This window comes from Sulfitobacter sp. F26169L (genome assembly GCF_026410285.1).
Classification (GTDB): Bacteria; Pseudomonadota; Alphaproteobacteria; order Rhodobacterales; family Rhodobacteraceae; genus Sulfitobacter.
On the sequence record NZ_JAPMLP010000003.1, the window covers coordinates 347,536 to 370,960 of the forward strand.

At 57.3% G+C, this 23,425-nt stretch carries 24 protein-coding genes and 1 tRNA gene; 12 read left to right on the forward strand and 13 right to left on the reverse strand.

Going from position 1 to position 23,425, the window contains the following annotated elements; genetic code table 11:
* Nucleotides 1-81 precede the first annotated feature (81 nt).
* Nucleotides 82-1,176, reverse strand: a complete 1,095-nt coding sequence (hppD, locus tag OS189_RS08530) for a 4-hydroxyphenylpyruvate dioxygenase (RefSeq protein ID WP_267166873.1) — start codon at nucleotides 1,174-1,176, stop codon at nucleotides 82-84.
* A 141-nt stretch (nucleotides 1,177-1,317) separates the two neighbouring features.
* Here hppD and OS189_RS08535 point away from each other — a divergent pair, with 141 nt between their 5' ends.
* Entirely contained in the window at nucleotides 1,318-1,773 is a 456-nt protein-coding gene (locus OS189_RS08535; RefSeq protein ID WP_267166874.1) for an Lrp/AsnC family transcriptional regulator, read from the forward strand.
* A 29-nt stretch (nucleotides 1,774-1,802) separates the two neighbouring features.
* Nucleotides 1,803-3,707: a cation:proton antiporter domain-containing protein gene (locus OS189_RS08540; protein ID WP_267166875.1), complete on the forward strand. Its 1,905-nt coding sequence runs from the start codon at nucleotides 1,803-1,805 to the stop codon at nucleotides 3,705-3,707.
* A 79-nt stretch (nucleotides 3,708-3,786) separates the two neighbouring features.
* Here the strand turns inward: OS189_RS08540 and cobT are convergent, their stop codons facing one another.
* The gene (gene cobT, locus OS189_RS08545; RefSeq protein WP_267166876.1) at nucleotides 3,787-4,797 is read right to left on the reverse strand and encodes a nicotinate-nucleotide--dimethylbenzimidazole phosphoribosyltransferase; all 1,011 of its coding nucleotides are present in this window, start codon (nucleotides 4,795-4,797) and stop codon (nucleotides 3,787-3,789) included.
* Nucleotides 4,798-4,876: 79 nt separating this feature from the next.
* Between cobT and cobS the strand changes: the two genes are divergently transcribed.
* Entirely contained in the window at nucleotides 4,877-5,626 is a 750-nt protein-coding gene (gene cobS, locus OS189_RS08550; protein ID WP_267166877.1) for an adenosylcobinamide-GDP ribazoletransferase, read from the forward strand.
* 41 nt (nucleotides 5,627-5,667) lie between these two features.
* On the opposite strand, the gene OS189_RS08555 is transcribed toward cobS, so the two are convergent.
* From OS189_RS08555 to OS189_RS08575, 5 genes are all read right to left on the reverse strand, one after another.
* Nucleotides 5,668-6,186, reverse strand: a complete 519-nt coding sequence (locus tag OS189_RS08555) for a CarD family transcriptional regulator (RefSeq protein ID WP_267166878.1) — start codon at nucleotides 6,184-6,186, stop codon at nucleotides 5,668-5,670.
* A gap of 260 nt (nucleotides 6,187-6,446) precedes the next feature.
* The gene (fdxA, locus tag OS189_RS08560; RefSeq protein ID WP_267166879.1) at nucleotides 6,447-6,782 is read right to left on the reverse strand and encodes a ferredoxin FdxA; all 336 of its coding nucleotides are present in this window, start codon (nucleotides 6,780-6,782) and stop codon (nucleotides 6,447-6,449) included.
* Between the two features lie 54 nt (nucleotides 6,783-6,836).
* Nucleotides 6,837-7,226: an RNA-binding S4 domain-containing protein gene (locus OS189_RS08565; protein ID WP_267166880.1), complete on the reverse strand. Its 390-nt coding sequence runs from the start codon at nucleotides 7,224-7,226 to the stop codon at nucleotides 6,837-6,839.
* Complete coding sequence (locus OS189_RS08570) at nucleotides 7,223-10,123, reverse strand: helicase-related protein (RefSeq protein WP_267166881.1); 2,901 nt, start codon at nucleotides 10,121-10,123, stop codon at nucleotides 7,223-7,225. Before OS189_RS08570 ends, OS189_RS08565 begins: the two co-directional genes overlap by 4 nt.
* 18 nt (nucleotides 10,124-10,141) lie before the next feature.
* A complete protein-coding gene (locus OS189_RS08575) occupies nucleotides 10,142-10,744 on the reverse strand; it encodes a tetratricopeptide repeat protein (RefSeq protein ID WP_416237467.1) in 603 nt (200 codons plus the stop codon).
* 35 nt (nucleotides 10,745-10,779) lie between these two features.
* Between OS189_RS08575 and OS189_RS08580 the strand changes: the two genes are divergently transcribed.
* The 7 genes from OS189_RS08580 to OS189_RS08610 all read left to right on the forward strand — a co-directional run bounded on the left by OS189_RS08580 (nucleotide 10,780) and on the right by OS189_RS08610 (nucleotide 17,973).
* Nucleotides 10,780-11,070 (forward strand): SCP2 sterol-binding domain-containing protein, encoded by a 291-nt coding sequence (locus OS189_RS08580; protein WP_267166882.1) that lies wholly within the window; start codon nucleotides 10,780-10,782, stop codon nucleotides 11,068-11,070.
* 14 nt (nucleotides 11,071-11,084) lie between these two features.
* Entirely contained in the window at nucleotides 11,085-12,032 is a 948-nt protein-coding gene (locus tag OS189_RS08585) for an alpha/beta fold hydrolase (RefSeq protein WP_267166883.1), read from the forward strand.
* 38 nt (nucleotides 12,033-12,070) lie between these two features.
* Complete coding sequence (locus OS189_RS08590) at nucleotides 12,071-13,096, forward strand: ligase-associated DNA damage response exonuclease (RefSeq protein WP_267166884.1); 1,026 nt, start codon at nucleotides 12,071-12,073, stop codon at nucleotides 13,094-13,096.
* Entirely contained in the window at nucleotides 13,093-14,691 is a 1,599-nt protein-coding gene (locus OS189_RS08595) for an ATP-dependent DNA ligase (RefSeq protein WP_267166885.1), read from the forward strand. Before OS189_RS08590 ends, OS189_RS08595 begins: the two co-directional genes overlap by 4 nt.
* Nucleotides 14,684-15,559, forward strand: a complete 876-nt coding sequence (locus OS189_RS08600) for an amidohydrolase family protein (RefSeq protein WP_267166886.1) — start codon at nucleotides 14,684-14,686, stop codon at nucleotides 15,557-15,559. The genes OS189_RS08595 and OS189_RS08600 overlap by 8 nt, the downstream gene beginning before the upstream one ends.
* Nucleotides 15,560-15,649: 90 nt before the next feature.
* Entirely contained in the window at nucleotides 15,650-17,491 is a 1,842-nt protein-coding gene (locus OS189_RS08605; protein WP_267166887.1) for a M3 family oligoendopeptidase, read from the forward strand.
* Nucleotides 17,488-17,973 carry a GNAT family N-acetyltransferase gene (locus OS189_RS08610; RefSeq protein ID WP_267166888.1) on the forward strand — a complete coding sequence of 162 codons (486 nt, stop codon included), beginning with the start codon at nucleotides 17,488-17,490 and terminating at the stop codon, nucleotides 17,971-17,973. The genes OS189_RS08605 and OS189_RS08610 overlap by 4 nt, the downstream gene beginning before the upstream one ends.
* Before the next feature lie 3 nt (nucleotides 17,974-17,976).
* On the opposite strand, the gene OS189_RS08615 is transcribed toward OS189_RS08610, so the two are convergent.
* Nucleotides 17,977-18,399: a ClbS/DfsB family four-helix bundle protein gene (locus tag OS189_RS08615; protein ID WP_267166889.1), complete on the reverse strand. Its 423-nt coding sequence runs from the start codon at nucleotides 18,397-18,399 to the stop codon at nucleotides 17,977-17,979.
* A 154-nt stretch (nucleotides 18,400-18,553) separates the two neighbouring features.
* On the reverse strand, nucleotides 18,554-18,823 hold the full coding sequence (locus tag OS189_RS08620) for a DksA/TraR family C4-type zinc finger protein (RefSeq protein ID WP_267166890.1): 270 nt from the start codon (nucleotides 18,821-18,823) through the stop codon (nucleotides 18,554-18,556).
* A 99-nt stretch (nucleotides 18,824-18,922) separates the two neighbouring features.
* On the opposite strand from OS189_RS08620, the gene OS189_RS08625 reads away from it, so the two are divergent.
* The gene (locus OS189_RS08625; protein WP_267166891.1) at nucleotides 18,923-20,098 is read left to right on the forward strand and encodes a dipeptidase; all 1,176 of its coding nucleotides are present in this window, start codon (nucleotides 18,923-18,925) and stop codon (nucleotides 20,096-20,098) included.
* A gap of 136 nt (nucleotides 20,099-20,234) precedes the next feature.
* On the opposite strand, the gene rpoH is transcribed toward OS189_RS08625, so the two are convergent.
* Both rpoH and OS189_RS08635 read right to left on the reverse strand, forming a co-directional pair.
* Entirely contained in the window at nucleotides 20,235-21,131 is an 897-nt protein-coding gene (gene rpoH / locus OS189_RS08630; RefSeq protein WP_267166892.1) for an RNA polymerase sigma factor RpoH, read from the reverse strand.
* Between the two features lie 171 nt (nucleotides 21,132-21,302).
* Nucleotides 21,303-22,337 carry an RluA family pseudouridine synthase gene (locus tag OS189_RS08635; RefSeq protein ID WP_267166893.1) on the reverse strand — a complete coding sequence of 345 codons (1,035 nt, stop codon included), beginning with the start codon at nucleotides 22,335-22,337 and terminating at the stop codon, nucleotides 21,303-21,305.
* On the opposite strand from OS189_RS08635, the gene OS189_RS08640 reads away from it, so the two are divergent.
* Complete coding sequence (locus OS189_RS08640) at nucleotides 22,336-22,620, forward strand: DUF6476 family protein (protein WP_267166894.1); 285 nt, start codon at nucleotides 22,336-22,338, stop codon at nucleotides 22,618-22,620. The genes OS189_RS08635 and OS189_RS08640 overlap by 2 nt on opposite strands.
* Before the next feature lie 122 nt (nucleotides 22,621-22,742).
* On the opposite strand, the gene OS189_RS08645 is transcribed toward OS189_RS08640, so the two are convergent.
* Both OS189_RS08645 and OS189_RS08650 read right to left on the reverse strand, forming a co-directional pair.
* Nucleotides 22,743-22,819 (reverse strand) — tRNA-His (locus tag OS189_RS08645).
* A gap of 103 nt (nucleotides 22,820-22,922) precedes the next feature.
* Nucleotides 22,923-23,405, reverse strand: a complete 483-nt coding sequence (locus OS189_RS08650) for a GNAT family N-acetyltransferase (protein WP_267166895.1) — start codon at nucleotides 23,403-23,405, stop codon at nucleotides 22,923-22,925.
* Nucleotides 23,406-23,425: the final 20 nt, after the last annotated feature.

Consider the following 23,425-nt stretch of genomic DNA (forward strand, 5'->3'; position numbering starts at 1 on the left):
CCAAAACCAAATGCGCGAAGCTCCTGCTCCGCGCATTATTTATATTATTTATACTGTCTGTCTGCGTTTAGAGCGGTGTAGCTAGTTGCCCGTCAACTCGCCACTGTCGATCTGCTCCTGCTCGATGCTCTCGAACAGTGCCTTGAAATTCCCCTCGCCGAATCCATCGTCGCCTTTACGTTCGATAAATTCGAAAAAGATTGGGCCAATCACGGTTTTGGAAAAAATTTGCAGCAATATCCGTGTCTCTCCACCGTCGACCACACCTTCGCCGTCAATCAGAATGCCGTGCTTTTTCATACGGTCCAGCGGTTCTTCGTGGCCGACGACACGGGTTTTGCTTAGCTCATAGTACGTTTCCGGTGGTGGTGGCATGAATTTCAGGCCGTTGTCGGCAATTGCATCAGTTGCGTCATAAATATTGCGCGCGCCCACCGCGATATGCTGGATACCCTCGCCGTTATACTTTTTCAGATAGGAAACGATCTGCCCTGTCTCGCCGCGATCTTCGTTCAACGGAATACGGATCCGTCCACAAGGAGAGGTAAGCGCGCGCGAAAACAGGCCTGTAAACTTGCCCTCGATATCAAAAAACCGGATTTCACGGAAACTGAACAAATCACCGTAGAATTTGAACCATTTGTCCATGTTTCCCTTGAACACGTTATGCGTCAGGTGATCGAGATAGTAAAAGCCGACCCCCTCGGGCTTGGATTTCGCGATCCAGTCATATTCCCAGTTATAGGGCGAGGTATCGTAATACTGATCCACAAAATACAATAGCGATCCACCGATGCCCATAATGGCAGGCACATCCAACACCTTGCCATCGCCTGTGTATTCTTCGGCACCGTTCGCCACCGCATGGGCCAATGCCTTTTGCGCATCCACCACACGCCACCCCATCGACGGCGCACAGGGCCCGTGCAATTCAACAAAATTCGCGGCAAAGCTGTCGGGATCGTGGTTCAAAACATAGGTGATATCACCCTGTTGCCATAGCTCGATAGCCTTGGTCTTGTGGTTTGCCACATGACTATAGCCCATCTTGCGAAAGACTTCGCGCAGTTCTTCAGGGTTGGGAGAGGCATATTCAACAAATTCGAAACCGTCTGTACCAGCCGGATTTTCAGCGGTGATTTCGGATTTCGGCGCGTCGTGCGGGAATGGTCCCATGGTGATATCCTCCGGATTGGTGTGATTGCGGCGTAGTATACGCCCTTGACGATAAGAAGTTTGCGCAAAATCCTGTATTTACAACGGCAGGTATGCGTAAACTACGCACAGAAATCTGTATTGAAGGAAAAAGACCGCACAATGTTGGATGAAATTGACAAACGTCTGCTTGCCGCGCTGCAAAAGAATGCCCACCTCACCGCCCACCAGTTGGGAGAGATGCTTAACCTCTCCCCCTCTCAGGCCGGCCGCCGCCGCCAGAGGCTAGAGGCAGAGGCGATCATCGAAGGCTATACCGCGCGCCTTGATCCGCGACGGCTGGGGTTGGCTGTGCAAGGCTTTGTTCAGGTTCATCTGGGCACACACGGGCCGGAACACTCTGCCAGCTTTGCGCGCCTAATCGCCAATCGGGGTGAAATTGTAAGCGCCTGGACGATGACAGGGGATGCGGATTACCTGCTGCGCGTTTACTGTGAGGACTTGCCTGCCCTTAACAGGTTGATTCACGAAGTCTTGCTGCCCCATAAGGCGGTAGCCCGTGTTCAAAGCCAGATCGTAATGGACCAACTCAAACGCGATAGCCCCCTACCCACCTAGCGCCGCGCGCGCGCCCTTGAAGGACACCCATGGACGGATTTCTGTTTCAAGCCACAATTTACCTCGCCGCAGCCGTGATCGCTGTACCCATCGCAGCCCGCCTCGGGCTGGGATCGGTTCTGGGATATCTTGCTGCCGGTATTCTGATCGGGCCTGTATTTGGACTGGTCGGGGCCGAAACGAAGGATCTGCAACATTTCGCCGAATTCGGCGTGGTGATGATGCTTTTCCTGATCGGACTGGAGCTGGAGCCCCGCGCGCTGTGGGACATGCGCCACAAGTTGCTTGGCCTCGGTGGCCTGCAGATTGTGGTCAGCACATTGGCATTGATGGGCATTGCAATGGCCTATGGCCAACCTTGGGGCGTTTCCTTTGCCATCGGTCTAACGCTGTCGCTCAGCTCGACCGCGATTGTTCTACAAACCCTTTCGGAAAAGGGTCTTATGCAGACTGCTGGCGGACGTTCGGTGTTTTCGGTTCTGCTATCACAGGATATCGCTGTCATTCCGATGCTGGCGTTTTTGCCTTTGCTTGCGGTCACGCTACCAATAGCAACAGTATCGCCCGATGGTTCGATCGTGGTAGAAGGCGTAAAAGCTGATGACCACAACACGGATCACGGTGGTGGCGCTGTCAATGCTGCATTCAATTTTATCGACAGTTTGCCTGCATGGGGCGTTACTCTAGTCACAATCGGCGCGATCGCAGGCATAATCATTACCGGCGTGTTTTTTACCCGTCCGGTTTTCCGCTATATCCATTCTGCAAAACTGCGCGAAATGTACACCGCACTTGCGCTGCTGATTGTGGTCGGGATTTCGTTTATCATGGTGCTGGTCGGACTGTCGCCTGCGCTGGGGGCGTTCCTTGCCGGTGTGGTGCTGGCCAGCTCCGAATTCCGTCACGAACTTGAAACCGACCTTGAGCCGTTCAAGGGTCTGCTGTTGGGCCTGTTTTTCATTACCGTCGGTGCAGGTATCAATTTCGCCCTTCTGGCCTCGGATTTTGTGATCATTCTGGGAATGGCCTTGCTGGTTATTCTGGTCAAAGGTGTCATTCTCTTTGCGTTGGGCAAGCTGTTCAAGCTGCGAGGGCGGGATCAGTGGCTGTTTGCCCTTGGTCTGGCGCAGGCGGGCGAGTTCGGTTTTGTGTTGGTCAGCTTTTCCGTTGCGACCGGCGTCATGCCGGACAATGTCGCAGAAACGCTGCTGTTGATCATCGCGCTGACGATGTTGATTACGCCGCTGTTGTTCATTCTGTTCGAACTGATTTCGAAACGCAGCAGCGATGACAGCGTACGCATGCCCGATGACGAGATTGATTCAGAAGGTCCTGTCATTATCGCAGGTGTCGGGCGGTTCGGACAGATTGTGAACCGTCTGGTTCAGGCATCGGGGTTTGAAACGGTGGTTCTGGATCACAACCCCGACACCATCGCAGTCATGCGCCGCTTTGGCTTCAAGGCATTTCTGGGTGACCCCACCCGCCCCGATATTTTGCGAAAAGCAGGATTGGCAGATGCGCGGGTGCTTATGGTTGCGCTGGATGATCGCAAGGCTGCACGTGAACTGGTGAAATATGCCCGTGCACAGCGCCCTGATCTTCATATTGTTGTGCGCGCCCATGACCGCATGGATGTCTATCACCTGTACCAATCTGGTGCGAATGATATCGTACGTGAGATGTTTGACAGTTCGTTGCGCGCAGGGCGTTACGTGCTGGAGAACCTCGGACTGTCGGAGTATGAGGCCGCAGAGGCCCAGCGCCTGTTCTATCACCACGACCGTATGTCCATACGCGAGTTGGCCGACCTGTGGCGGCCCGATATCGCACCGGGCGAGAACAAGGCCTATGTGGCCCGCGCTAAGGAACTGGAGAAGGATCTGGAAACTGCATTTCTGAACCGCACAGAAGAGGACGACAAGCGCGCCTAAGATAATGGGGCTCTGCCCCGCGCTTGCCCCCGTGGGGCAAGCGCGCCCCGGGATATTTGGGGCCAAAAGAAATAGAGGATCAGCTATCGCTTACGCCTGCTTCGGCAAAAGTTGCCATGCCGCTGTGACATTCAAGCGCCGCTTTGACAATGTGGATCGCCAGCGCGGCACCGGAAGCTTCGCCAAGCCGCAAATCAAGTGACAGAACGGGCGTTTTGCCCAATGCGTCCAGCAGGCGCTGGTGTGCCCCTTCGCTGCTGAGATGACCTGCTATGCAATGATCAAGCGCGCCGCGCTCTGTTTGTTCGAGGCAGGCGGCGGCGGCTGTGCAGATAAAGCCGTCGAGGATTACAGGTATTCGCAGGGCGCGCGCGCGGGTGATGGCCCCTGCCATCGCGGCGAGTTCACGTCCGCCAAGGCGGCGGAGCATCTCCAGACCGTCACCATGCCCTTTGTGAAGGGCAAGCCCTTGTTCCACAACGCGGACCTTGTTTGCAAATCCTGCATCATCAATGCCCGTACCACGACCTGTCCAATCGCCAGCTTCCCCCCCCATCAGGGCGGCCGCCAAAGCGGCTGCGGGAGTGGTGTTACCGATGCCCATTTCCCCTACAACCAGCAAATCGACTTCCTCACTCACCGCATCCCAGCCCGATGCAAGGGCACTGATGATCTCAGTTTCGGACATGGCCGGACCTTGGGTGAAATCATTTGTCGGTTGGTCGAGGTGCAGGGCGTGAACATCCAGTTTCGCACCCGCCGCGCGCGCTAGCTGGTTGATGGCAGCACCGCCGTGTTGAAAATTCAACACCATCTGTTCTGTCACCTCTGCGGGAAAAGCAGAGACACCAAGGGCCGCGACGCCGTGATTGCCTGCAAAGACGATAATCTGTGGAGCATTGATACTGGGACGCGAATCGCCGCGCCATCCGGCGTACCACTGCGCAATCTCCTCCAGACGGCCCAGCGCGCGGGGCGGTTTGGTCAGTTGCCCGTTGCGCGCGCCTGCATCTGCAAATGCTGCTGCATCCGGTGCCGGTTGCTCGGCGAGAATCGCCCGAAAGTCGTCGAGATCGGAAAACGCTGCCATTGCAAAACCCTCATTGCCAGACCGGTGTTGCCTGTTTACCCAATAAGGTGCTGCTCACAAGCGTTGAAAGGGGCGTTGCATGGATAAAAATGACTACGCCGGCCAGGTGTGGCTTGCGGCGGTGTTGTTGACCCGTCTGCCGCTGCCGCATTTGCCGCCACGCGCCTTTTCGCAAGGCGCGCGTGCCGTTTGGGCCTATCCGGTGGTCGGCTTGGGGCTGGGCGCTGCAGGGGCGGTGACTGCGTACGTGGCCCTTTGGGCCGGTCTGCCAGTCTTCATTGCGTCGGTGCTGGCGTTGGGCGCAGTGATGCTGCTGACCGGCGCAATGCACGAAGACGGGTTAGCCGATGTATTTGACGGGTTCTGGGGTGGCACCACCCCTGCGCGGCGTCTGGAGATCATGCGTGACAGCCAGATCGGCACCTATGGCGTTCTGGCACTGCTGCTGGTCACGCTATTGCGGATCAGTGCGCTTGCTGTCGTGCTGGATAGCGGCTGGCCTGTGCTGCTAGCTGCTGCGGCGCTATCGCGCGCGATGATGCCTGCGGTGATGCACGCCCTGCCCTACGCCCGCACGGATGGGTTGTCGCGCAGCGTCGGGCGGCCCGATATCGTTCCTGTCGTGGCTGGTTTGGGGATTGGCGGGCTGATCGCCTTTTTGAGTTTGGGTATGATCGCCTTGATGGCAATACTTGCGGCATTTCTGGTGGGTATAATCCTCACCGCCGTAGCAAGGCGCAAGATCGGCGGGCAGACGGGCGATGTGCTGGGCGCGGTTCAGCAATTGAGCGAGACAGCCATTTTGCTTACCTGCGCTGTGATGGTATAAAAGGAAACGGCGCCTGAAATAACCAGACGCCGTTCGATACTTTAGGCCGCCGGAGCGATGCGGCTGTCGAGGACATCGCCGATCTGCTTGCCCGCAGCCAGTTCATCCCCCCCTGCAACGGCGGCAACTTCGCGCGTCAAACGCTCAAGTGCAGCTTCGTACAATTGGCGTTCTGAATAGGATTGTTCGCGCTGGTCGTCGGTGCGGTGCAGGTCACGGACGACTTCGGCAATGGCAATCAGATCGCCGGAGTTGATCTTTTGCTCGTATTCCTGCGCGCGGCGTGACCACATGGCACGCTTCACCTTGGCCTTGCCCTTGAGGGTTTTCATCGCGTGGGCGATCACGTCAGGCGAGCTGAGTGCACGCATACCGATTTCCGTTGCCTTATGTGTGGGTACACGCAGGGTCATTTTGTCTTTTTCAAATGCGATCACAAAAAGTTCCAGCGTGATCCCTGCGATCTCCTGCTCCTCAACGCTGACGATCTGGCCGACGCCATGGGCGGGATAAACGACAAATTCGTTGGGGCGGAAATCAAGCTTCTTCGATTTGGTCATGGGTCATGTACTCCTTAGGTGGCGCCGTCACAAAGACTGCGCACAACAAACGCACACCTTTCAGACGAACGCCTGAAGGATATGCGCAAAAATTCGGGTGATCAGATGTGCCGTGGCAGTCCGGCGCTCAAGGGTGTAAATATAGATGTCATTGACAATACTATACCACAAAAACGCACCCCTTTAAAGGGCGCTCGAACGCCTGTAAAGCAACGCTGAGGCGGGTTTGGGGTCACCGGCTGCGAATCGCGTGGGGCGGCTTACCCGCCTTCCCCCGGCGCTTCGGAAAACAGATCAATCTTGCCCGGCTTCCCGTCCATTTCATCGGCGGTGGGCAGCGGATCTTTTTTGGTAATGATCACCGGCCACATCTCGGAGTACTTACGGTTGAACTCTACCCACTTTTCCATGTCCGGCTCTGTATCGGGGCGGATCGCATCGGCGGGGCATTCAGGCTCGCAAACACCACAATCAATACATTCGTCCGGATGGATCACCAGCATATTTTCGCCCTCGTAAAAGCAATCCACCGGACAGACTTCTACGCAGTCGGTATATTTGCAGGCGATACAGGCGTCGTTAACGATATAGGTCATGGGAGAATGCCTTTGGCAGATTAGCTCGTGGCTTAGCTAATTCAGCGGGGCCGATCATTCAAGGTGGCGCGCCTTAGAAAGATCAAGCTGGCGGCGGTCGCGTTTTGTGGGACGTCCTTTTCCCTCAAATGCCGGATTGTGTGGAACAATATCCTTGGGCTTGCGCGCAGGTGGATCCAGATCGGTATATAGTGCTTGGGCTTCGGGGGCCGGACCACGGCGCACGCCACAGGCCTCGACGCGGATCACGCGGATATGATCGTCCTTGGCAAAGGTCAGAACGTCACCGGCAGTGATTGTGGTGCTGCGTTTGGACGCAGGTGTGCCGTTGATGCGCACCGCCCCTCCGGCGACAATTGTTGCCGCCAGAGATCGTGTTTTGAAAAAGCGCGCGTACCACAGCCATTTGTCCAGCCGCAGCTTTTCCGCCGCTTGCGCGCTCACTTGTCTTTTTTGAGGCCCATCAGAGCCGCAGCAAACGGGTTGTCGGGGTCAATCTGCTTTTCCTTCTTGGGCGGGCGTGCCGAGAAGTTCTGGCTTTTGGCAGCCTTGCCCTTATCGCTGTCGCGCTGGCCTTTTTTACCACGCGGGTTCGGCTTGCCCTTGCCTTTGGGGCGATCACCACCAGCAGGCTGGCGGCGCGGGGCACGGGCCCATGTGAAGGTATAGAATGTCTCCATCTCTGCACCGGCGATTTGCGCGTCGGGTGCAGTGCCTTGCGGCGTTTCTGTCTCTGACATCGCCGGAATTTCGGCCGGAACCTCGCCTTGCGCAACTGGCTCTGCCGCGATAGGCGCGATGCCATCATCAAGGATTTGATCGGTATTTTCGGGAACATCAGCAGGCGCAGGTGGTGCAGGATTTTCAACAATAGCCCCTTCCGCCGGGGCATTCGCATCCATCACCGGCGTATCAGCAGGAACATCCTTTTCAGCTTCCGGCATGACTTCGGTAACGGTCTTCACCTTGGCGCGTTCGCCTTTTTCGGCCTTATAACCCAAGCCCTGCATAAGATCGGCAAATTGTTCCAGCGTGGTGCCGGAAATGGAGAGCATATCAGGTTTTGCCTCGAAACCGCCGCGCGAATCTTCGCTACGTAGCATATCCGCCAACCGTTCCAGCATGTCGATGCGGATCGCGCGGGTACCTGCATTGCGGTATCCCGACATCGTGTCGGCCCCTAAGGGCGCACCTGCTTCAACAGGAATTGTAACCAATCCCGGTGGGGGCGATTCGGGGAACTCGGACAGACCTTTTGTCAGGGACCACAGGACCAAACGCAGACGGGTTGGCGCGGGTTTGAGCAACAGCGGCATAAAGATCGTGAACTGGCCGAACCGGATACCATGTTTACGCAGCGCGCCACGGGCATCCTGATCCAGCGATTTGACCTCGTCCACAACGTCGGCGCGCGGCAGCACGCCGAAATTCTCGACCAGACGGAAGGCAAAGCCACGGGCCAGCCCTGTCAGTGCTTCGTCTTTTTGCAGCGCAATCAGCGGCTCGAACAGGCTGGCGACCTTGCGGTCGATAAAGTGCTGCAAGCGGCGTTGCACCTTCTGCGCAACCTCCGGCCCTGCAACATCATCCACAAACACCTCGACCTGCGGCTTCAAGCCGTCTGGTCCCGCGACCAACTTGCCCACCGCAGCGCTGCCCCACATGAGGCCCCCCTGTTCGGTGAAATCAATCTCCGTATCCGGCGCGTTGTAAAAACGATCCGCGCGCAGATGGAACTGCGGCGCCAGCGCTTGCAACGCTGCCGTTTTGATCGTCTTCGTTTCAGCCGTTCCGGCCCCTTTGTCAGCACGGAAACGGAAACCGTCCAGCTTGCCTACAAATTCGCCTTCAACGGTCACTTCACCGGTATCGCTATTAACTTCGGCCACCATGGCTTCCTTCTGTCCCAGCCGGCGCAACAAAACCGAGGTACGCCGATCTACAAATCTTTGGGTCAAACGCTCGTGTAATGCATCTGACAGTCTGTCTTCTACGACACGCGCTTCGCCGCGCCAATGGGTTTCGTCATTTGTCCAGCCTTTGCGCTGGGTAACGTATGTCCATGTGCGGATAAACGCCAACCGTTTAGAGAGCGTATCAATGTCCCCGTCGGTGCGGTCAATGATCTTGATCTGCCGTGCCAACCAGTCATCGGGCAAATTGCCGCGCTGGTGCAGATGGTTGAAAATGATCTCCAACAGGTTCGCGTGCTCTGCATTGCTGATACCACGAAAGTCGGGGATACGGCAAACATCCCACAAAAGCCTGACCGATTGCCCGTCCGTACACCGCGCGGCAACCTCCGCGTCATCACCCACGGTTTTCAACGCCCGCAAATCGTCAGCCTCCCGCGCCTTGACCAGCCGTTCATGATCCGGGCCGACCTCAAGCGAGGTGACAAGACTGTTGATGGTGCCGAACTGCAGCTTGGGGTTCCGCCAGTTGATCTTTTTTTGCGGCGTGAACTGGTGGTCCATAATCGCGCGGGCGACGCCGTCGTCCAGCGGCGGCACGTCCCCCGTCACCCCGAATGTACCGTTCTTCATGCCGCGTCCGGCGCGCCCTGCAATCTGGGCCAGCTCGTTCGGGGCCAGCGGACGCATCCGCCGCCCGTCAAATTTGCTCAGGCTCGAAAACGCGACGTGATCCACATCCAGATTGAGGCCCATCCCGATGGCATCTGTGGCCACCAGATAATCGACCTCGCCGTTCTGGTACATATCCACCTGTGCGTTGCGCGTGCGCGGGCTCAGCGCGCCCATCACCACCGCCGCACCGCCCTTCTGGCGGCGCAGCAGCTCTGCGATAGCATATACATTTTCAACCGAAAACCCGACGATTGCACTGCGGGGACGCATTCGGCTTATCTTTTTCTGACCTGCGTAGATTAATTCGGACATCCGGTCGCGGTGGATGAACTGCGCCTCGGGAACGAGCGAAGCGATGGTGCCTCGCATCGTGTCGGACCCCATGAACAGAGTTTCATGCAGGCCCCGCGTGCGCAAAAGGCGGTCTGTAAACACATGCCCCCGCTCCGGATCGGCGCACAGCTGGATTTCGTCGATCGCCACAAAATCCGCGCCCATCCCCTCAGGCATCGCCTCGACCGTGCAGACCCAGTATTGCGTCCGCGGCGGAACGATCCGCTCCTCTCCGGTGACCAGCGCCACCACAGACGGGCCGCGCGCGGCAACGATGCGGTCATAGACCTCCCGCGCGAGCAGGCGCAGCGGCAGGCCGATAATGCCCGTCCGGTGGCCCAGCATCCGTTCGATCGCATAGGTAGTCTTTCCCGTATTGGTGGGGCCCAGAACGGCCACAACCCTGCCTTGCGTGTTCACCGCAAATTCCTAACCTGATCAGAGAGTGCGCCCGATGCCGCTTGTTTTCAGTTGTTCAAGCGCCTTTCCGGCGTTTTCATGGTGCGGGTTCAACGCCAGTACACGGCGGAAAAGTGTGGCCGCGCGGCGGTTGTCACCAAACGTTTCGAACAACACCCCCAGACCGAAAATCGCATTGAAATTATCGGGATTCAGCGCCAGCGCGGTTTCAAGATCATCCAGCGCAGGACCATAGAGGTCAGCGCGGTAATACGCAGTGGCACGGGCGTGGAACCCTTCGGCAAAATCCGGCGCATGATCGGTCAGCGCGGTAAAATGCTCTATCGCGGTTGTAATCTCACCCGCCGCCAGCGCCGCGCGCCCCCGTTTGAGCAGAAGATCCATCGCGGCAGACCCCGATCTCGACCAGGCGCGTTCGACATCGCGCTCGGCGTTCTCGGCCTGCTCGGGTGTGGCCGTGCGCAGCGCCTCTAACAACGCGGCAATCTGCGCATCATCCTGCGCGATTGCGGGGCTGCAAAGCAACATAACAGCACTAAGTGCCGCAACGGTATGTTTGAGGTTGACGATGTATCTGACCATAACAACAGTGAATGTAACAGGTGGGGGGCCAATTTCCATAGGGCTTGCCGCCATTTGCCAAAAAAGGGCTGAAAATGAGCGAAGTGATCAACGAAGCGGTAAAAGTTCTGTCGGAAAAAATGGAAGGTGTCGATATCGGCGGGACCGTGAAATTCGATATCGAAGGCGAAGGCACTGTGATGGTCGACGACAGTGGTGTGCGTGAAGGCAATGACGAAGCCGATGTAACGCTCAGCGCCGATCCAGAAACTTTCCAAGCGATGATGGACGGAGAAACAAACCCGACATCCGCCTTTATGACCGGCAAGCTGAAGGTTGATGGCGACATGGGCATGGCGATGAAGCTGGCCTCTGCCCTGGCCTGACCTGACCTGAACATATGACGCTTTCGCCAGCCCCCCTTTATAAGGATATCCATCCCGGACCTGATCCGGCAGCGGCCTACTGGGCCGAGACATCGGATGGAAAGAAAATCCGGTTGGGGGTCTGGTCACCGCAAGGTGCGCGCGGAACGGTGCTTATATTTCCCGGACGGACGGAATATATTGAAAAATACGGGGTCGCGGCCGAAGAATTTGCAGCGCGCGGCCTTGCTTCTATTGCCGTTGACTGGCGCGGTCAGGGACTGGCTGACCGGATGCTGGATGACCGCCTGACAGGTCATGTAGATCACTTTCCCGATTATCAGAAAGACGTGGCAACCGTGATGCGTGCGGCGCGCACGTTGAACTTGCCACGACCCTATTTCCTTGTGGCCCATTCAATGGGCGGCAGCATTGGTTTGCGCGCTGTGATGGAGGGGCTGGCCGTTCAGGCGGCCGCTTTTACCGGCCCGATGTGGGGTATTCACATCAGCCCGCGTATGCGCCTGCCTGCCGCAATGCTCAGCACGTTCATGCCGAAGATCGGACAAGGGCATCGCCTGCCCTACGGCACCACCCGCGAACCTTATGTGCTGACCGCCCCGTTTGATGACAATATGCTGACCACCGACGTTGAAATGTACGATATGATGCGTGATCAAATCACAGCCCACCCCGATCTGCAATTGGGCGGACCCAGCTATATCTGGCTGCGCGAGGCATTGGCGGAAACCGCGCATCTTGCGCAGCGCGCTGCGCCAAACCTGCCCTGCATCACATTTGTCGGCAGCAACGAACGGATCGTGGACGTGCCCCGCATCAACACGCGCATGGAAAACTGGAAAGGCGGCCAGTACCGCACCATTGAAGGGGGCGAGCATGAAGTCCTGATGGAAATTCCGGACATCCGCACACATGTTTTTGACGAAATTTCCGAACTATTCCTGAACACAACTACAGGCTAATACTGGCCCTGTGGAAATTTACGGCTAGATTGCTGTAAATGAGCCAACACCCCGTTCTGACATTTACACCAGAGGGCATCTATTGCCCCGCCGGTGATTTCTATATTGACCCGTGGCGTCGAGTTGACCGCGCGCTTATCACGCATGGTCACTCCGATCACGCGCGCTGGGGCATGGGGCGGTATCTGGCGACACATGATGCGCTGCCGGTAATGCGCCACCGTTTGGGCGAAATTACTGCCGAAGGCATGGCTTACGGCGAAGAACGCATGATCGGCAACGCCAACGTGTCGTTTCACCCCGCAGGCCATGTTCCCGGATCGGCGCAAATCAGGGTCGAGGTGGCCGGACAGGTCTGGGTAGCCTCCGGCGATTACAAAGTCATTGATGACGGCCTCAGCACCCCTTTCGAGCCAGTGCGCTGCCACCATTTTATCACGGAAAGCACCTTTGGTCTGCCGGTCTTTCATTGGGAACCACAAAAAGCGATCGCGGACGAATTGAACGCATGGTGGCGGACCTGTGCGGACGCAGGAAAGACGGCTTTGCTGGGGGCATATTCACTGGGCAAAGCCCAGCGCCTGATAACGATGCTTGATCCCTCCATCGGGCCGATCCTGTGCCATACAGCAGTTGAAAACACCAATGCTGTCATGCGTGCGCAAGGCATCACGCTGCCGGAGACAACGCTGGCGGACAAAGACGTGACCGCAAAAGCCCACCCGCGCGCGATGGTCATTGCTCCTCCCTCCGCACTTGGCTCTGCATGGTCGAAAAAATTCGGCGCGCAAGAAAGCGGTTTTGCTTCGGGGTGGATGGCAATACGCGGAATCCGCCGCCGCCGTGCGGGTGATCGTGGCTTTGTAATCTCAGATCACGCTGATTGGGACGGACTACTATGGGCGATCAAAAACACCGAAGCAGAAAACATATATGTAACGCATGGTTACACAGATATCTTCACGCGATATCTGAATGATAGCGGCTGGAATGCCCAAGTCATTCCGACCCAGTTTGAAGGAGAGAACCTTGATGCCTCCGACGACAGCGGAGAAGCTGCATGAAAGCCTTTGCCGCACTCTTCAACGCTATCGATCAAAGCACCAAGACTACCATAAAAATCAATGCATTGGCGGACTACTTTAATCAAGCAGATGATGTGGACAAAATATGGACCATCGCGCTGTTTTCGGGCCGCCGCCCGAAACGTGCCGTGACCACCACGCGTCTGCGCGAATGGGCCGCCGAGGTTGCTGGAATTCCGCTTTGGCTGTTTGAGGAATGTTATCCGATTGTCGGTGATCTGGCCGAAACGATCTCGCTGGTTCTGCCCCCCAACCCGACAACAGATAACCGCCCGCTGTCGCAATGGATCAACGATTTGCGCGAGGTATACAAAGCTGACGAAGCGGCAAAAAAAGCATTTGTGCTGGACGCATGGGCGCGCCTTGGTGGAACCGAGCGGTTCATTTTTAACAAGCTGATCACAGGCGGGATGCGCGTTGGCGTCAGCCAAAAACTGATGACCCGTGCGCTGGCCCGCGCGACAGATCGCGACGAGGCCGAGCTTGCCCACCGCCTAATGGGCAACTGGCACCCCGACGATACCACTTGGCACACTCTGATCGAAGCCGACGACGCCAGTGCGGATGCGTCGCGCCCCTACCCGTTTTACCTTGCCTATGCGCTGGAGGACGGGCCAGAGGCGCTGGAGAATCCCGCCGACTGGCGCGCTGAGTGGAAATGGGACGGCATCCGTGGACAGCTTATCTTGCGCGGCGGGGAGCATTTTGTCTGGTCGCGGGGGGAGGAACTGATGACAGACCGCTTTCCCGAACTGGGGCGCGCGGCTGATTACCTGCCCGAAGGCACGGTTCTGGATGGGGAGCTACTCGTCTGGCACGCGGGGGCCGATCATCCGTCCAGTTTCAACAGCTTGCAACCGCGCATCGGGCGCAAAACCGTACCGAAAAAGCTGCTGAGCGAAGCGCCTGTTATCATTCATGCTTATGACCTCCTGGAATGGCAGGGCAATGATATCCGCCACCAGCCCTTTGCAGAGCGCCGCGCAGTGCTGGAGCAGGCCTGCGCCAGCCTTCCCCCGGATGCCCCTGTAAAGCTCTCGCCGCAACTGCCGTTTGACAATTTGAGTGATTTGCACCGCTACCGCGATGGCGCGCGCGACGCCCATGCGGAAGGATTGATGCTGAAACGCAGTGACAGCCCCTATCTGGCCGGGCGCAAAAAGGGCGATTGGTGGAAGTGGAAACTTGCACCGCTATCCATCGACGCGGTGATGATCTATGCGCAGTCCGGCTCGGGGCGGCGTGCAAATCTGTTTACCGATTACACCTTTGCGGTGCGTGATGGTGATGCGCTGGTGCCTTTCACCAAGGCGTATTCAGGCCTGACGGATAAAGAGTTCCGTGAAATTACCGCGTGGGTGCGCAAGAATACCTTGCAGCGGTTCGGGCCGGTGCGGCAGGTTACCCCGCATCATGTGTTTGAAATCGCATTCGAAGGGATACAGGCCTCACCGAGGCACAAATCAGGCGTAGCGTTGCGCTTTCCGCGCATGTTACGCTGGCGCAAGGATAAACCACTGGAAGAGGCCAATACATTGGATGACCTGAACGAGATGTTGCGCATTTATGGGTAAACCAGACGCGACAATGCCCCCCGAACCCCGCGCACCACTGCGCCGCGCGCCCGAAGGGGCCATAGACACCCATGTCCATATGCTTGCAGGGCGCGACGAATTTCTCCTTTGGGAAGGACGCGTCGAAAACCCCGCGCCCGGCCCCACGCTGGACGGCTGGCTTGCCCTGCTGGACGAGCAGATGGACACATTGGGATTCAGCCGCGTTGTTCTGGTACATTCAATCTTTTACGGCACCGACAACAGCGTCACTCGCGAGGCGCTGAAGCGTCTGGGCGGCCGTGCGCGCGGTGTCGGTCTGCTACCCGATGGCGCGACAGAGGCGCAGATCGATGAATTTGCAAGCTGGGGAATGGATGCCGTCCGGCTGAACTACGTCCACGGCGGCGTTCTCGATTGGGCTGGCGCGCGCGCAATGGCCCCCGCACTGGCCGAGCGGGGCATGCATATCCAGATGCTGTGCCACATGGATCAACATATGCACGACATCGCCGCTGACGTGCGCGCGCTTCCTTGTCCGGTCGTATTTGATCATGTCGCGTGGCCCTCTGCCGGCCTTGACCCCTCTGGCGAAGGCGTAGAGACACTGTGCGCCTTGCTCGCGGATGGATATGCGCATGTAAAGCTGTCCGGCCTCTACCGGCTGTGCAACGCACCCTACGCAGAGGCCGATGCGCTGGTGGCCCGATTGATCGACGCCAACCCCCAAGCATGTCTCTGGGGGTCTGACTGGCCGCATGTCATGCTGAACGGCGCACAGATGCCCTCAGGCGCCGCATTGCTTGACGCATTCGACCGCGTGGTTACATCAGACACGCTGCGCCAGCGCATTTTGTGCGACAATCCGCGCGCATTATACAGATTTTAACCGCCAACCGCTCTTGACGAAACGGCACTGCCGCTTGCCCATGCGTGCATGCATCCCTACCTATGCTGCAAACGATCAAAGGACTTTTCCATGTTTGACATTTCTTCCCTTCCTAACGCCCCCCGTCCACTACGGGATGCAAACGCAGCAGCGGCTTCTGACACACCTTTCGGCGATTTGCCGGAATGGAACCTTGATGACCTGTATACAGGCGAGGACGCGCCCGAACTGAAACGGGATCTTGACTGGCTGGAGCAATCCTGCGCCAGCTTCGCTGCCGATTACGAGGGGAAACTGGCAACGCTGGACGCCGCCGGCCTGCTCGAATGTGTTTTGCGCAACGAAAAGATCAACCAGATCGCAGGGCGCATCATGTCTTTCGCCGGTCTGCGCTACTACCAGCTGACCACAGATGCGGGCCGCGCAAAGTTCATGTCGGATGTGCAGGAAAAGGTGACCAATTTCACCACGCCGCTGGTGTTCTTCACACTGGAACTGAACACGCTGGACGACGAACATCTGGACGATCTGCTGAACAAAAACGCCGATCTTGCGCGCTACAAACCCGTTTTTGACCGTATCCGCGCGATGAAGCCATACCAGCTCAGCGACGAGATGGAGAAGTTTCTGCACGATCTAGGCGTTGTCGGTGACGCATGGGAGCGGCTGTTCGACGAAACAATTGCGGGCCTGAAATTCGACGTGAACGGTGAAACGCTGGGCATTGAGGGCACGCTGAACCTGTTGACCGACCCCGACCGCGACAACCGCGAAGCAGGCGCACGCGAATTGGCCGAGGTGTTTGGCGAAAACGTCAAAACTTTTGCGCGTATCCACAACACGCAAGCCAAGGAAAAGGAAATCATGGACCGCTGGCGCGGCATGGAAACCGCCCAGACCGCCCGCCATCTGAGCAATCAGGTAGAACCGGAAGTGGTGGAGGCCCTGCGTAATGCCGTGGTAAACGCTTACCCTAAACTGTCGCACCGATATTATGCGCTAAAGCAGAAATGGCTGGGGTTGGACAAGATGCAGGTCTGGGACCGCAACGCCCCCCTGCCTATGGAAGACCCCAAAACCGTCGATTGGCCCACCGCCGAAAAAACCGTCATGGACGCCTATTCCGCGTTTGATCCGCGTATGGGCGAACTGGCCGAGCCGTTCTTTCGCAAGGGCTGGATCGACGCAGGCGTAAAGCCGGGCAAAGCGCCCGGTGCCTTTGCCCACCCCACAGTGACAGATGTTCACCCCTACGTGATGCTGAACTACCTCGGCAAACCGCGCGATGTAATGACCCTCGCGCATGAATTGGGGCACGGCGTGCATCAGGTTCTGGCCGCCGGTCAGGGTGAAATGCTATCCTCTACGCCGCTGACACTGGCAGAAACCGCGTCTGTATTCGGAGAAATGCTGACATTCCGCAAAATGCTGGAAGGCGCCAAAACCAAATCCGAGCGGCGCATCCTGCTGGCTGGCAAAGTCGAGGACATGATCAACACCGTTGTCCGCCAGATCGCGTTCTATGATTTCGAATGCAAGCTTCACGCGGCCCGCCGTGGCGGAGAACTGACGCCCGATGACATCAACGCCCTGTGGATGTCCGTTCAGGCCGAAAGCTTGGGTCCGAATTTCGAGTTCATGGAGGGGTATGAAACTTTCTGGGCCTACATCCCCCACTTCATCCACTCCCCCTTCTACGTTTACGCCTATGCCTTCGGTGATGGCCTCGTGAACGCGCTCTATGCGGTTTACGAAGAAGGCAAGCCCGGTTTCGAGGACAAATACTTCGATATGCTGCGCGCAGGCGGTTCCAAGCACCACAAAGAGCTGCTCGCCCCCTTCGGCCTTGATGCATCCGACCCCGCATTCTGGGACAAGGGCCTGTCGATGATTTCCGGCTTCATTGACGAGCTGGAAGCCATGGAAGAGTGACACTGCGTCTTGAAAGACTGCACAAAGACGATCTGCCTCGGGTTGCCCACATACAAGTGGCGCCCGAGCAGATCAAATTTTCCGGCACCGTGGCAGAAGCATTTGAAAAAAATGAAGAGAACATAGATCTTCATGCGATTCTAGAGCGGGATCATCCCGTCGGCTTTTTCAAAATCGACACTGCCTATTCGATTGAATACCCCTTCGCTACAGCCGGCTCACTGGGACTGCGCGCTTTTATGATCGATCGCACTTGCCAAGGACGCGGGATTGCCAGCCAAGCGGTCAGACTGCTGCCGCAGTATCTTTCGCATCACTACCCTGCGCGCGATGTCTATCTAACCGTGAACAAAGCCAATCCGGCAGCCATCCGCTGTTACCTCAAGGGCGGATTTATTGATACAGGCGGCATCTGGACCAAGGGAAGCGCAGGGCCACAGCATATCATGCATCTGCCCTGCCCGCCTTCAACATGCCCCTGAATCTCACCGTTTCACATCTTGCGCCTTCAGCCATTTGCGGATCCTGCCCCGCGCATTTGTGTAGGGCGAAGATGTATTGAACTGTATCATCCGCCCCTTCGTCCACTTCCCGTACCAAGGCGCACCGTACAACTCTTCACCGCTGCGCTGTGACACCGTTCGGGCAATATCGGCATTGGCCGTTTTCAACCTGCGCCCCAACCCAGCATAGCCGAGCGTTTCGTAATCCGCATAAAATTTGCGGGCTAGTCTGCGCAACTCGTTCCACTTGAAACCGGTTTCAGGGAAATCAACGGCGCAGCCCTGATCATCCAGTTCAAGCCATTTCAAAACCAGCTCGTTCCAGCCCGCCAGATCGGCGGCACTCATACTTGTCCCTCTAGCATGGCCTTGCAACGTAGTCTCACGGCTCCGGCTGTCCGGCACCCGCTACAAATCGACCATCAGCTTGTCGAACGATCCGGTGATCGCATTCAGCAGCTCTGTCTTGGTCGCAGGGATTGTCATGCGCACACCTCTCGGGCACAGAAGAACGGGTCGCTGCTAGCTTCGATACTCCAGTGCCCGGCCTACCGCGATCCTACTTCAGCTGGCTGTCCTTGCTGCCCCGCCGGTTCATCCCGCCCCGCGCCTTAAACCCGGCGTCCCGCTCCTGCACACAGTCGATGCACAGCTTGACCCCCGGCAAGGCATCACGCCGCGCCTGCGGGATCGGTTCTTCACACTCCGCACAATGGGTCAGGCTTTCCCCGACAGGTGCGCGCCGTGACTTCAAACGTGCCAGTTCATCATTGATCGATGCTTCAATCTGCTCTGCTACCGCGCCATCACGCGCCCAACCTCCAGCCATATCGCTCTCCATCATTACTCACCCTCCAACTTAAGCATCCCGCCCCCTCTTGCCAAGTTTACCCGACAAGTGTTGGAGTACCATAAAGGGAGATCCACCATGCGCTTGCTCAGAAACACTATCCTCACGCTTGTCCTGCTGGCCGCCTTCGCGTTGATCATATTCTGGGCATTTGTTCCGGCCATGGTGGAAAAATCATCAAATCCGGTGGGTACTGGCGGCCCCTATCCCGTCAGTGATGCCGCTGCAGCCCTCCACAAAACCCTGATCATCGGTGATCTTCACGCCGATCCCCTGCTATGGTCCCGCGACCTCAGCGTACGCGGCAACCGTGGTCAGGTCGATATCCCGCGCCTGATCGAAGGCAACGTCGCGCTACAGGTATTCTCCGCTGTGACAAAATCGCCTGCCGGTCAGAACTACGAAGAAAATTCCGCCGAGGCATTTGACAACATTACCGCACTTGCCTTCGGCCAACGCTGGCCAATCGCCACCTGGACCAGCCTGCTGGCCCGCGCCGAACACCAGGCTAAAAAGTTGCACGATGTAGAGGCAGCTTCAAACGGCCGCTTGAAGATCATTAAAACCCGCGCCGATCTGGAAGAAGTTCTTGCAGCACGCGCAAACGGCACCGAAATCACCGGCGGGATACTCGGCATCGAGGGCGCACATCCACTGGAAAGTGACATAGGAAATCTTGACCGCATCGTCGCCGCCGGCTACCGCGTCATCGCGCTCCAGCACTTTTTCGACAATGCGCTGGGTGGCTCGCTGCACGGCACCTCAAATCAGGGCCTGACCGACTTCGGCAAGCAGGTGGTGCAAGAAGTTGCCGCGCGTGATCTGATCCTGGACATCGCCCACTCCAGCCCGCAAGTCGCAGAAGACGTGATGGCCCTCACCGATATCCCCCTCATCGTCAGCCACACGGGTGTACAAGCCCACTGCGATGTCAAACGCAACTATCCCGATCCCCTTATGAAAAGGATCGCAGCCACAGGCGGTGTCATCGGCATGGGCTACTGGGATGAAGTCACCTGCGGCGACAGCACCCCGCGCGGCATTGCAAAAATGATCAAAGCCGCAATCGAACTTGTTGGCGAAGATCACGTTGCTCTCGGTTCAGATTTCGACGGATCGGTCGGCACCGAATTTGACACATCCGAACTCGCCGCACTGACCAACGCCCTGATGGACATCGACCTCACTGAAACCCAAATTCGCAAAGTGATGGGCGAAAACATGCTCCGGGTGCTGCGCGCACGCCTGAAATAACCTGTTTCTTTTGGCCCTAAATATCCCGGGGGAGATTTCGCATTTGCGAAATCGGGGGCTGGCCCCCGGACCCCATTGAATCCGAAAAGCCGCCCCCGATCGGGAGCGGCTTTCAATCAGACTATTGGTCATTGCGCTATTCCGCGGTCACCATGCCTTTTTCCTGTGCCAGTTCACGCATACGCTTTTGCAGCTTTTCAAACGCACGCACTTCAATCTGTCGAATCCGTTCGCGGCTCACGTCATATTGTCCGCTCAAATCCTCCAGTGTGACCGTCTCGTCCGACAATCTGCGCTGGACCAGAATGTCCTTTTCGCGTTCATTCAGCACATCCATCGCTTCGGCCAGCATCTCGCGGCGGGTTTCCAGTTCGTCACGGGCCTCATAGTCTCCGGCCTGATCCGCGTTGTCATCCTCCAACCAGTCCTGCCACTCCATGGTGCCTTCACCTTCGGAGCCGACAGTGGCGTTCAGCGAAGCATCCCCCCCCGACATCCGCCGATTCATCGAAATGACTTCTTTTTCGGTCACGCCCAGCTGCGTCGCGATGGTTTTCACGTTTTCAGGGCGCAAATCGCCCTCTTCCAACGCGCCGATCTTGTTCTTGGCCTTACGCAGGTTGAAAAACAGCTTCTTCTGACCCGACGTTGTGCCAAGTTTCACCATTGACCACGACCGCAGCACATATTCCTGAATAGATGCGCGAATCCACCACATTGCATAGGTGGCAAGGCGGAAACCCTTTTCAGGGTCAAATCGTTTGACAGCCTGCATCAAGCCGACATTCGCCTCGGAGATGACCTCGGCCTGCGGCAGACCATAGCCGCGATACCCCATAGCGATTTTGGCCGCCAGACGCAGGTGCGAGGTGACCATTTTGTGCGCAGCTTCAGTATCTTCCTGCTCGACCCAGCGCTTGGCGAGCATATATTCCTCTTCCGGTTCAAGCAGGGGAAATTTGCGTATCTCCTGCATATAGCGGTTCAAACCGCCCTCCGGCGTCGGGGCCGGCAGATTTGCATAGTTAGCCATTATTTGTCCTTTCCCTGCGCTCATGTAACAGAGCTTAACATCCATATGGGTGTGCAATGTTCCAGATACAAGATCATGCGTTACCGTTAAGCTAGTACTCCCACACCAGAGGTAAACTTGGTATGCTTCAAAACGGCACATCACCGCTTTGTGCAGATTGTGACACCCGCTTCAGGCGCGGGTCGGCTCCAACGCATCCAGAAGTCTGGCCATATCTGGCGGCAACGGCGCCTCAAAGCGGATGGCATCCCCGCTAACAGGATGGACAAACCCCAAAACTGCCGCATGCAACGCCTGACGTGGAAAATCCTTCACTGCCTGGGCCAGCGGCTCTGGCAGCGCTGTGCGCGCCAGTTTGCGTTTGCCTCCGTAAGTCGGATCACCGACCAGCCCGTGCCCCGCATGGGCCATGTGCACCCTGATCTGGTGGGTGCGCCCGGTCTCCAGCCAGCACTCCATCAGCGCCAATACCGGAGGCGTGCCGAAGCGCGCGACCGTACGCGCGCGCGTGACAGCATGACGCCCACCCTGAAATAGCACCGCCTGCCGTTGCCGGTCCGTCTTGTGGCGGGCAAGCTGTGTTGTCAGCTTGAGGATGTTACCTGATTCGAAGTTTGCGCCCTTCACTCCGCGCAAACGCGGATCATTGGCATCAGGCACACCGTAAACAAGCGCGCGATAATACCGCTCGACAGTATGCGCTTCGAATTGCTTGGCGAGTCCGTGGTGCGCCGCGTCCGACTTTGCCACCACCAGCAGCCCCGATGTTTCCTTATCGATCCGGTGTACAATTCCGGGCCGTTTCATGCCCCCCACACCAGACAAATCATCGCCGCAGTGCGCCAGCAGCGCGTTAACCAATGTCCCCGATGGCGATCCGGGTGCCGGATGCACCACCATACCCGCAGGTTTGTTCACCACAATCAGGTCGTCATCTTCGTACACGACATCCAGCGCAATATCTTCGGGCAGGATATGGCTGTCCTGCGCTTCTTCCACATCGATGTCGACCTTGGCGCCCTCGCCCACGACAGCGCGCGGATCACGCATTATTTCCCCGTTCACATAGACAGCGCCCTGCTCGATCAGTTTCGCCAGACGGGTACGCGATAGCGATGCATCCTCTGGCACATCTCGCGCAAGCGCCTTATCAAGACGCGGAGGCGGCGTTTCGCCCAGAATGAATGTAATACGGCGGTGCGACATGGATGAACTTTCTGAGCCGGCAAACCTGCGCTTTTTGCGGCGGATGGTGACGGTGCTAACGACAGTGATGATTTTTGGCGTGGTAATCGTTATCGGCCTGCTTGTCACCCGCCTCGGCAGCAAAGCCCCCGATTTACCCGCGCAAATCACCCTGCCTGACGGCGCAACGGCCACCGCATTCACTCAAGGACCGGATTGGTACGCGATTGTGACGGACCGGAACGAGATTTTGATTTTTGACCGGATGACGGGCAAAATAAAACAGACAGTGATTGTGGATTGAGTTCGGCGACAGTTCTGCAAAAGGCCTGAACGGCAATTTCCGACAAATCCAACCGGACCACGCCTTTTGTTCAAAAAGGCTATCGCCCAAATCTTACAGGAAATTTTTGAATTTGTTGTAAGTGGTACCGGGGGATGGTTTCGAACCAACTGCCTCGTGGACCACAACCACGCGCTCTAACCAATTGAGCTACCCCGGCACTGCGCCGTTGATTAGATTGCGCAGCCGCGCGCGTCAACTCCTATCGTTACAGTTTTTTGAAGGTTTGTGCCTATGGGCGTCGATTGCCGTCCGCCAATCGTTCAAAGCTTCAGGCGCATGGTTTGCTCAACCAGCGGCAGACCATAGGCAACGACAGGCTTTTCTTCTGTAACCTGCCACCCGTTGCGCTGATAGAGCGCAACAGCCGCTTCATGGCTTTTGTGCGTTGCCAGCTGCATTTCGCGATAGCCCTTTGCACGTGCGAATCCGGTACATTCCTCCAGCAAACACCGCCCCAATCCGTGGCCCCGCGCCTGTGCCACCAGTTGAAACAGGCGGAGCTTTGCCGTCTGCTCATTCAGTCGCATACAGAAGATTGTGCCCAGTCGGGCGTCACCGCGCCACGCAACCCACCCTCGCTCGCACGCGAAATCCTGATTGGCACTGAAATCATCCAAAATCTGCGCCACGGTCCGGCCAAAAGTCGCGTCAAACCCCTCCCCCTGCTCGTAAGTCTCGATATGCACAGCAACTGTCCAATCGCGGTCAGCGGGTGTAAACGGATGAAGATCAATTTGTGTCATCCAAGGATGCTAACCGCACA

What these genes read in the sequence shown, in the direction of transcription:
- fdxA (WP_267166879.1), bottom strand. Translation starts at nt 6,782, where the DNA reads ATGACCTATATCGTTAACGACGCCTGTATCGCCTGCAAATATACCGAC.
- OS189_RS08625 (WP_267166891.1), top strand. Translation starts at nt 18,923, where the DNA reads ATGCGCTTGCTCAGAAACACTATCCTCACGCTTGTCCTGCTGGCCGCC.
- OS189_RS08585 (WP_267166883.1), top strand. Translation starts at nt 11,085, where the DNA reads ATGACGCTTTCGCCAGCCCCCCTTTATAAGGATATCCATCCCGGACCT.
- rpoH (WP_267166892.1), bottom strand. Translation starts at nt 21,131, where the DNA reads ATGGCTAACTATGCAAATCTGCCGGCCCCGACGCCGGAGGGCGGTTTG.
- OS189_RS08580 (WP_267166882.1), top strand. Translation starts at nt 10,780, where the DNA reads ATGAGCGAAGTGATCAACGAAGCGGTAAAAGTTCTGTCGGAAAAAATG.
- OS189_RS08575 (WP_416237467.1), bottom strand. Translation starts at nt 10,744, where the DNA reads ATGGAAATTGGCCCCCCACCTGTTACATTCACTGTTGTTATGGTCAGA.
- hppD (WP_267166873.1), bottom strand. Translation starts at nt 1,176, where the DNA reads ATGGGACCATTCCCGCACGACGCGCCGAAATCCGAAATCACCGCTGAA.
- cobS (WP_267166877.1), top strand. Translation starts at nt 4,877, where the DNA reads ATGGATAAAAATGACTACGCCGGCCAGGTGTGGCTTGCGGCGGTGTTG.
- OS189_RS08555 (WP_267166878.1), bottom strand. Translation starts at nt 6,186, where the DNA reads ATGACCAAATCGAAGAAGCTTGATTTCCGCCCCAACGAATTTGTCGTT.
- OS189_RS08540 (WP_267166875.1), top strand. Translation starts at nt 1,803, where the DNA reads ATGGACGGATTTCTGTTTCAAGCCACAATTTACCTCGCCGCAGCCGTG.
- OS189_RS08605 (WP_267166887.1), top strand. Translation starts at nt 15,650, where the DNA reads ATGTTTGACATTTCTTCCCTTCCTAACGCCCCCCGTCCACTACGGGAT.
- OS189_RS08620 (WP_267166890.1), bottom strand. Translation starts at nt 18,823, where the DNA reads ATGGCTGGAGGTTGGGCGCGTGATGGCGCGGTAGCAGAGCAGATTGAA.
- OS189_RS08635 (WP_267166893.1), bottom strand. Translation starts at nt 22,337, where the DNA reads ATGTCGCACCGCCGTATTACATTCATTCTGGGCGAAACGCCGCCTCCG.
- OS189_RS08600 (WP_267166886.1), top strand. Translation starts at nt 14,684, where the DNA reads ATGGGTAAACCAGACGCGACAATGCCCCCCGAACCCCGCGCACCACTG.
- cobT (WP_267166876.1), bottom strand. Translation starts at nt 4,797, where the DNA reads ATGGCAGCGTTTTCCGATCTCGACGACTTTCGGGCGATTCTCGCCGAG.
- OS189_RS08640 (WP_267166894.1), top strand. Translation starts at nt 22,336, where the DNA reads ATGGATGAACTTTCTGAGCCGGCAAACCTGCGCTTTTTGCGGCGGATG.
- OS189_RS08650 (WP_267166895.1), bottom strand. Translation starts at nt 23,405, where the DNA reads ATGACACAAATTGATCTTCATCCGTTTACACCCGCTGACCGCGATTGG.
- OS189_RS08595 (WP_267166885.1), top strand. Translation starts at nt 13,093, where the DNA reads ATGAAAGCCTTTGCCGCACTCTTCAACGCTATCGATCAAAGCACCAAG.
- OS189_RS08535 (WP_267166874.1), top strand. Translation starts at nt 1,318, where the DNA reads ATGTTGGATGAAATTGACAAACGTCTGCTTGCCGCGCTGCAAAAGAAT.
- OS189_RS08590 (WP_267166884.1), top strand. Translation starts at nt 12,071, where the DNA reads ATGAGCCAACACCCCGTTCTGACATTTACACCAGAGGGCATCTATTGC.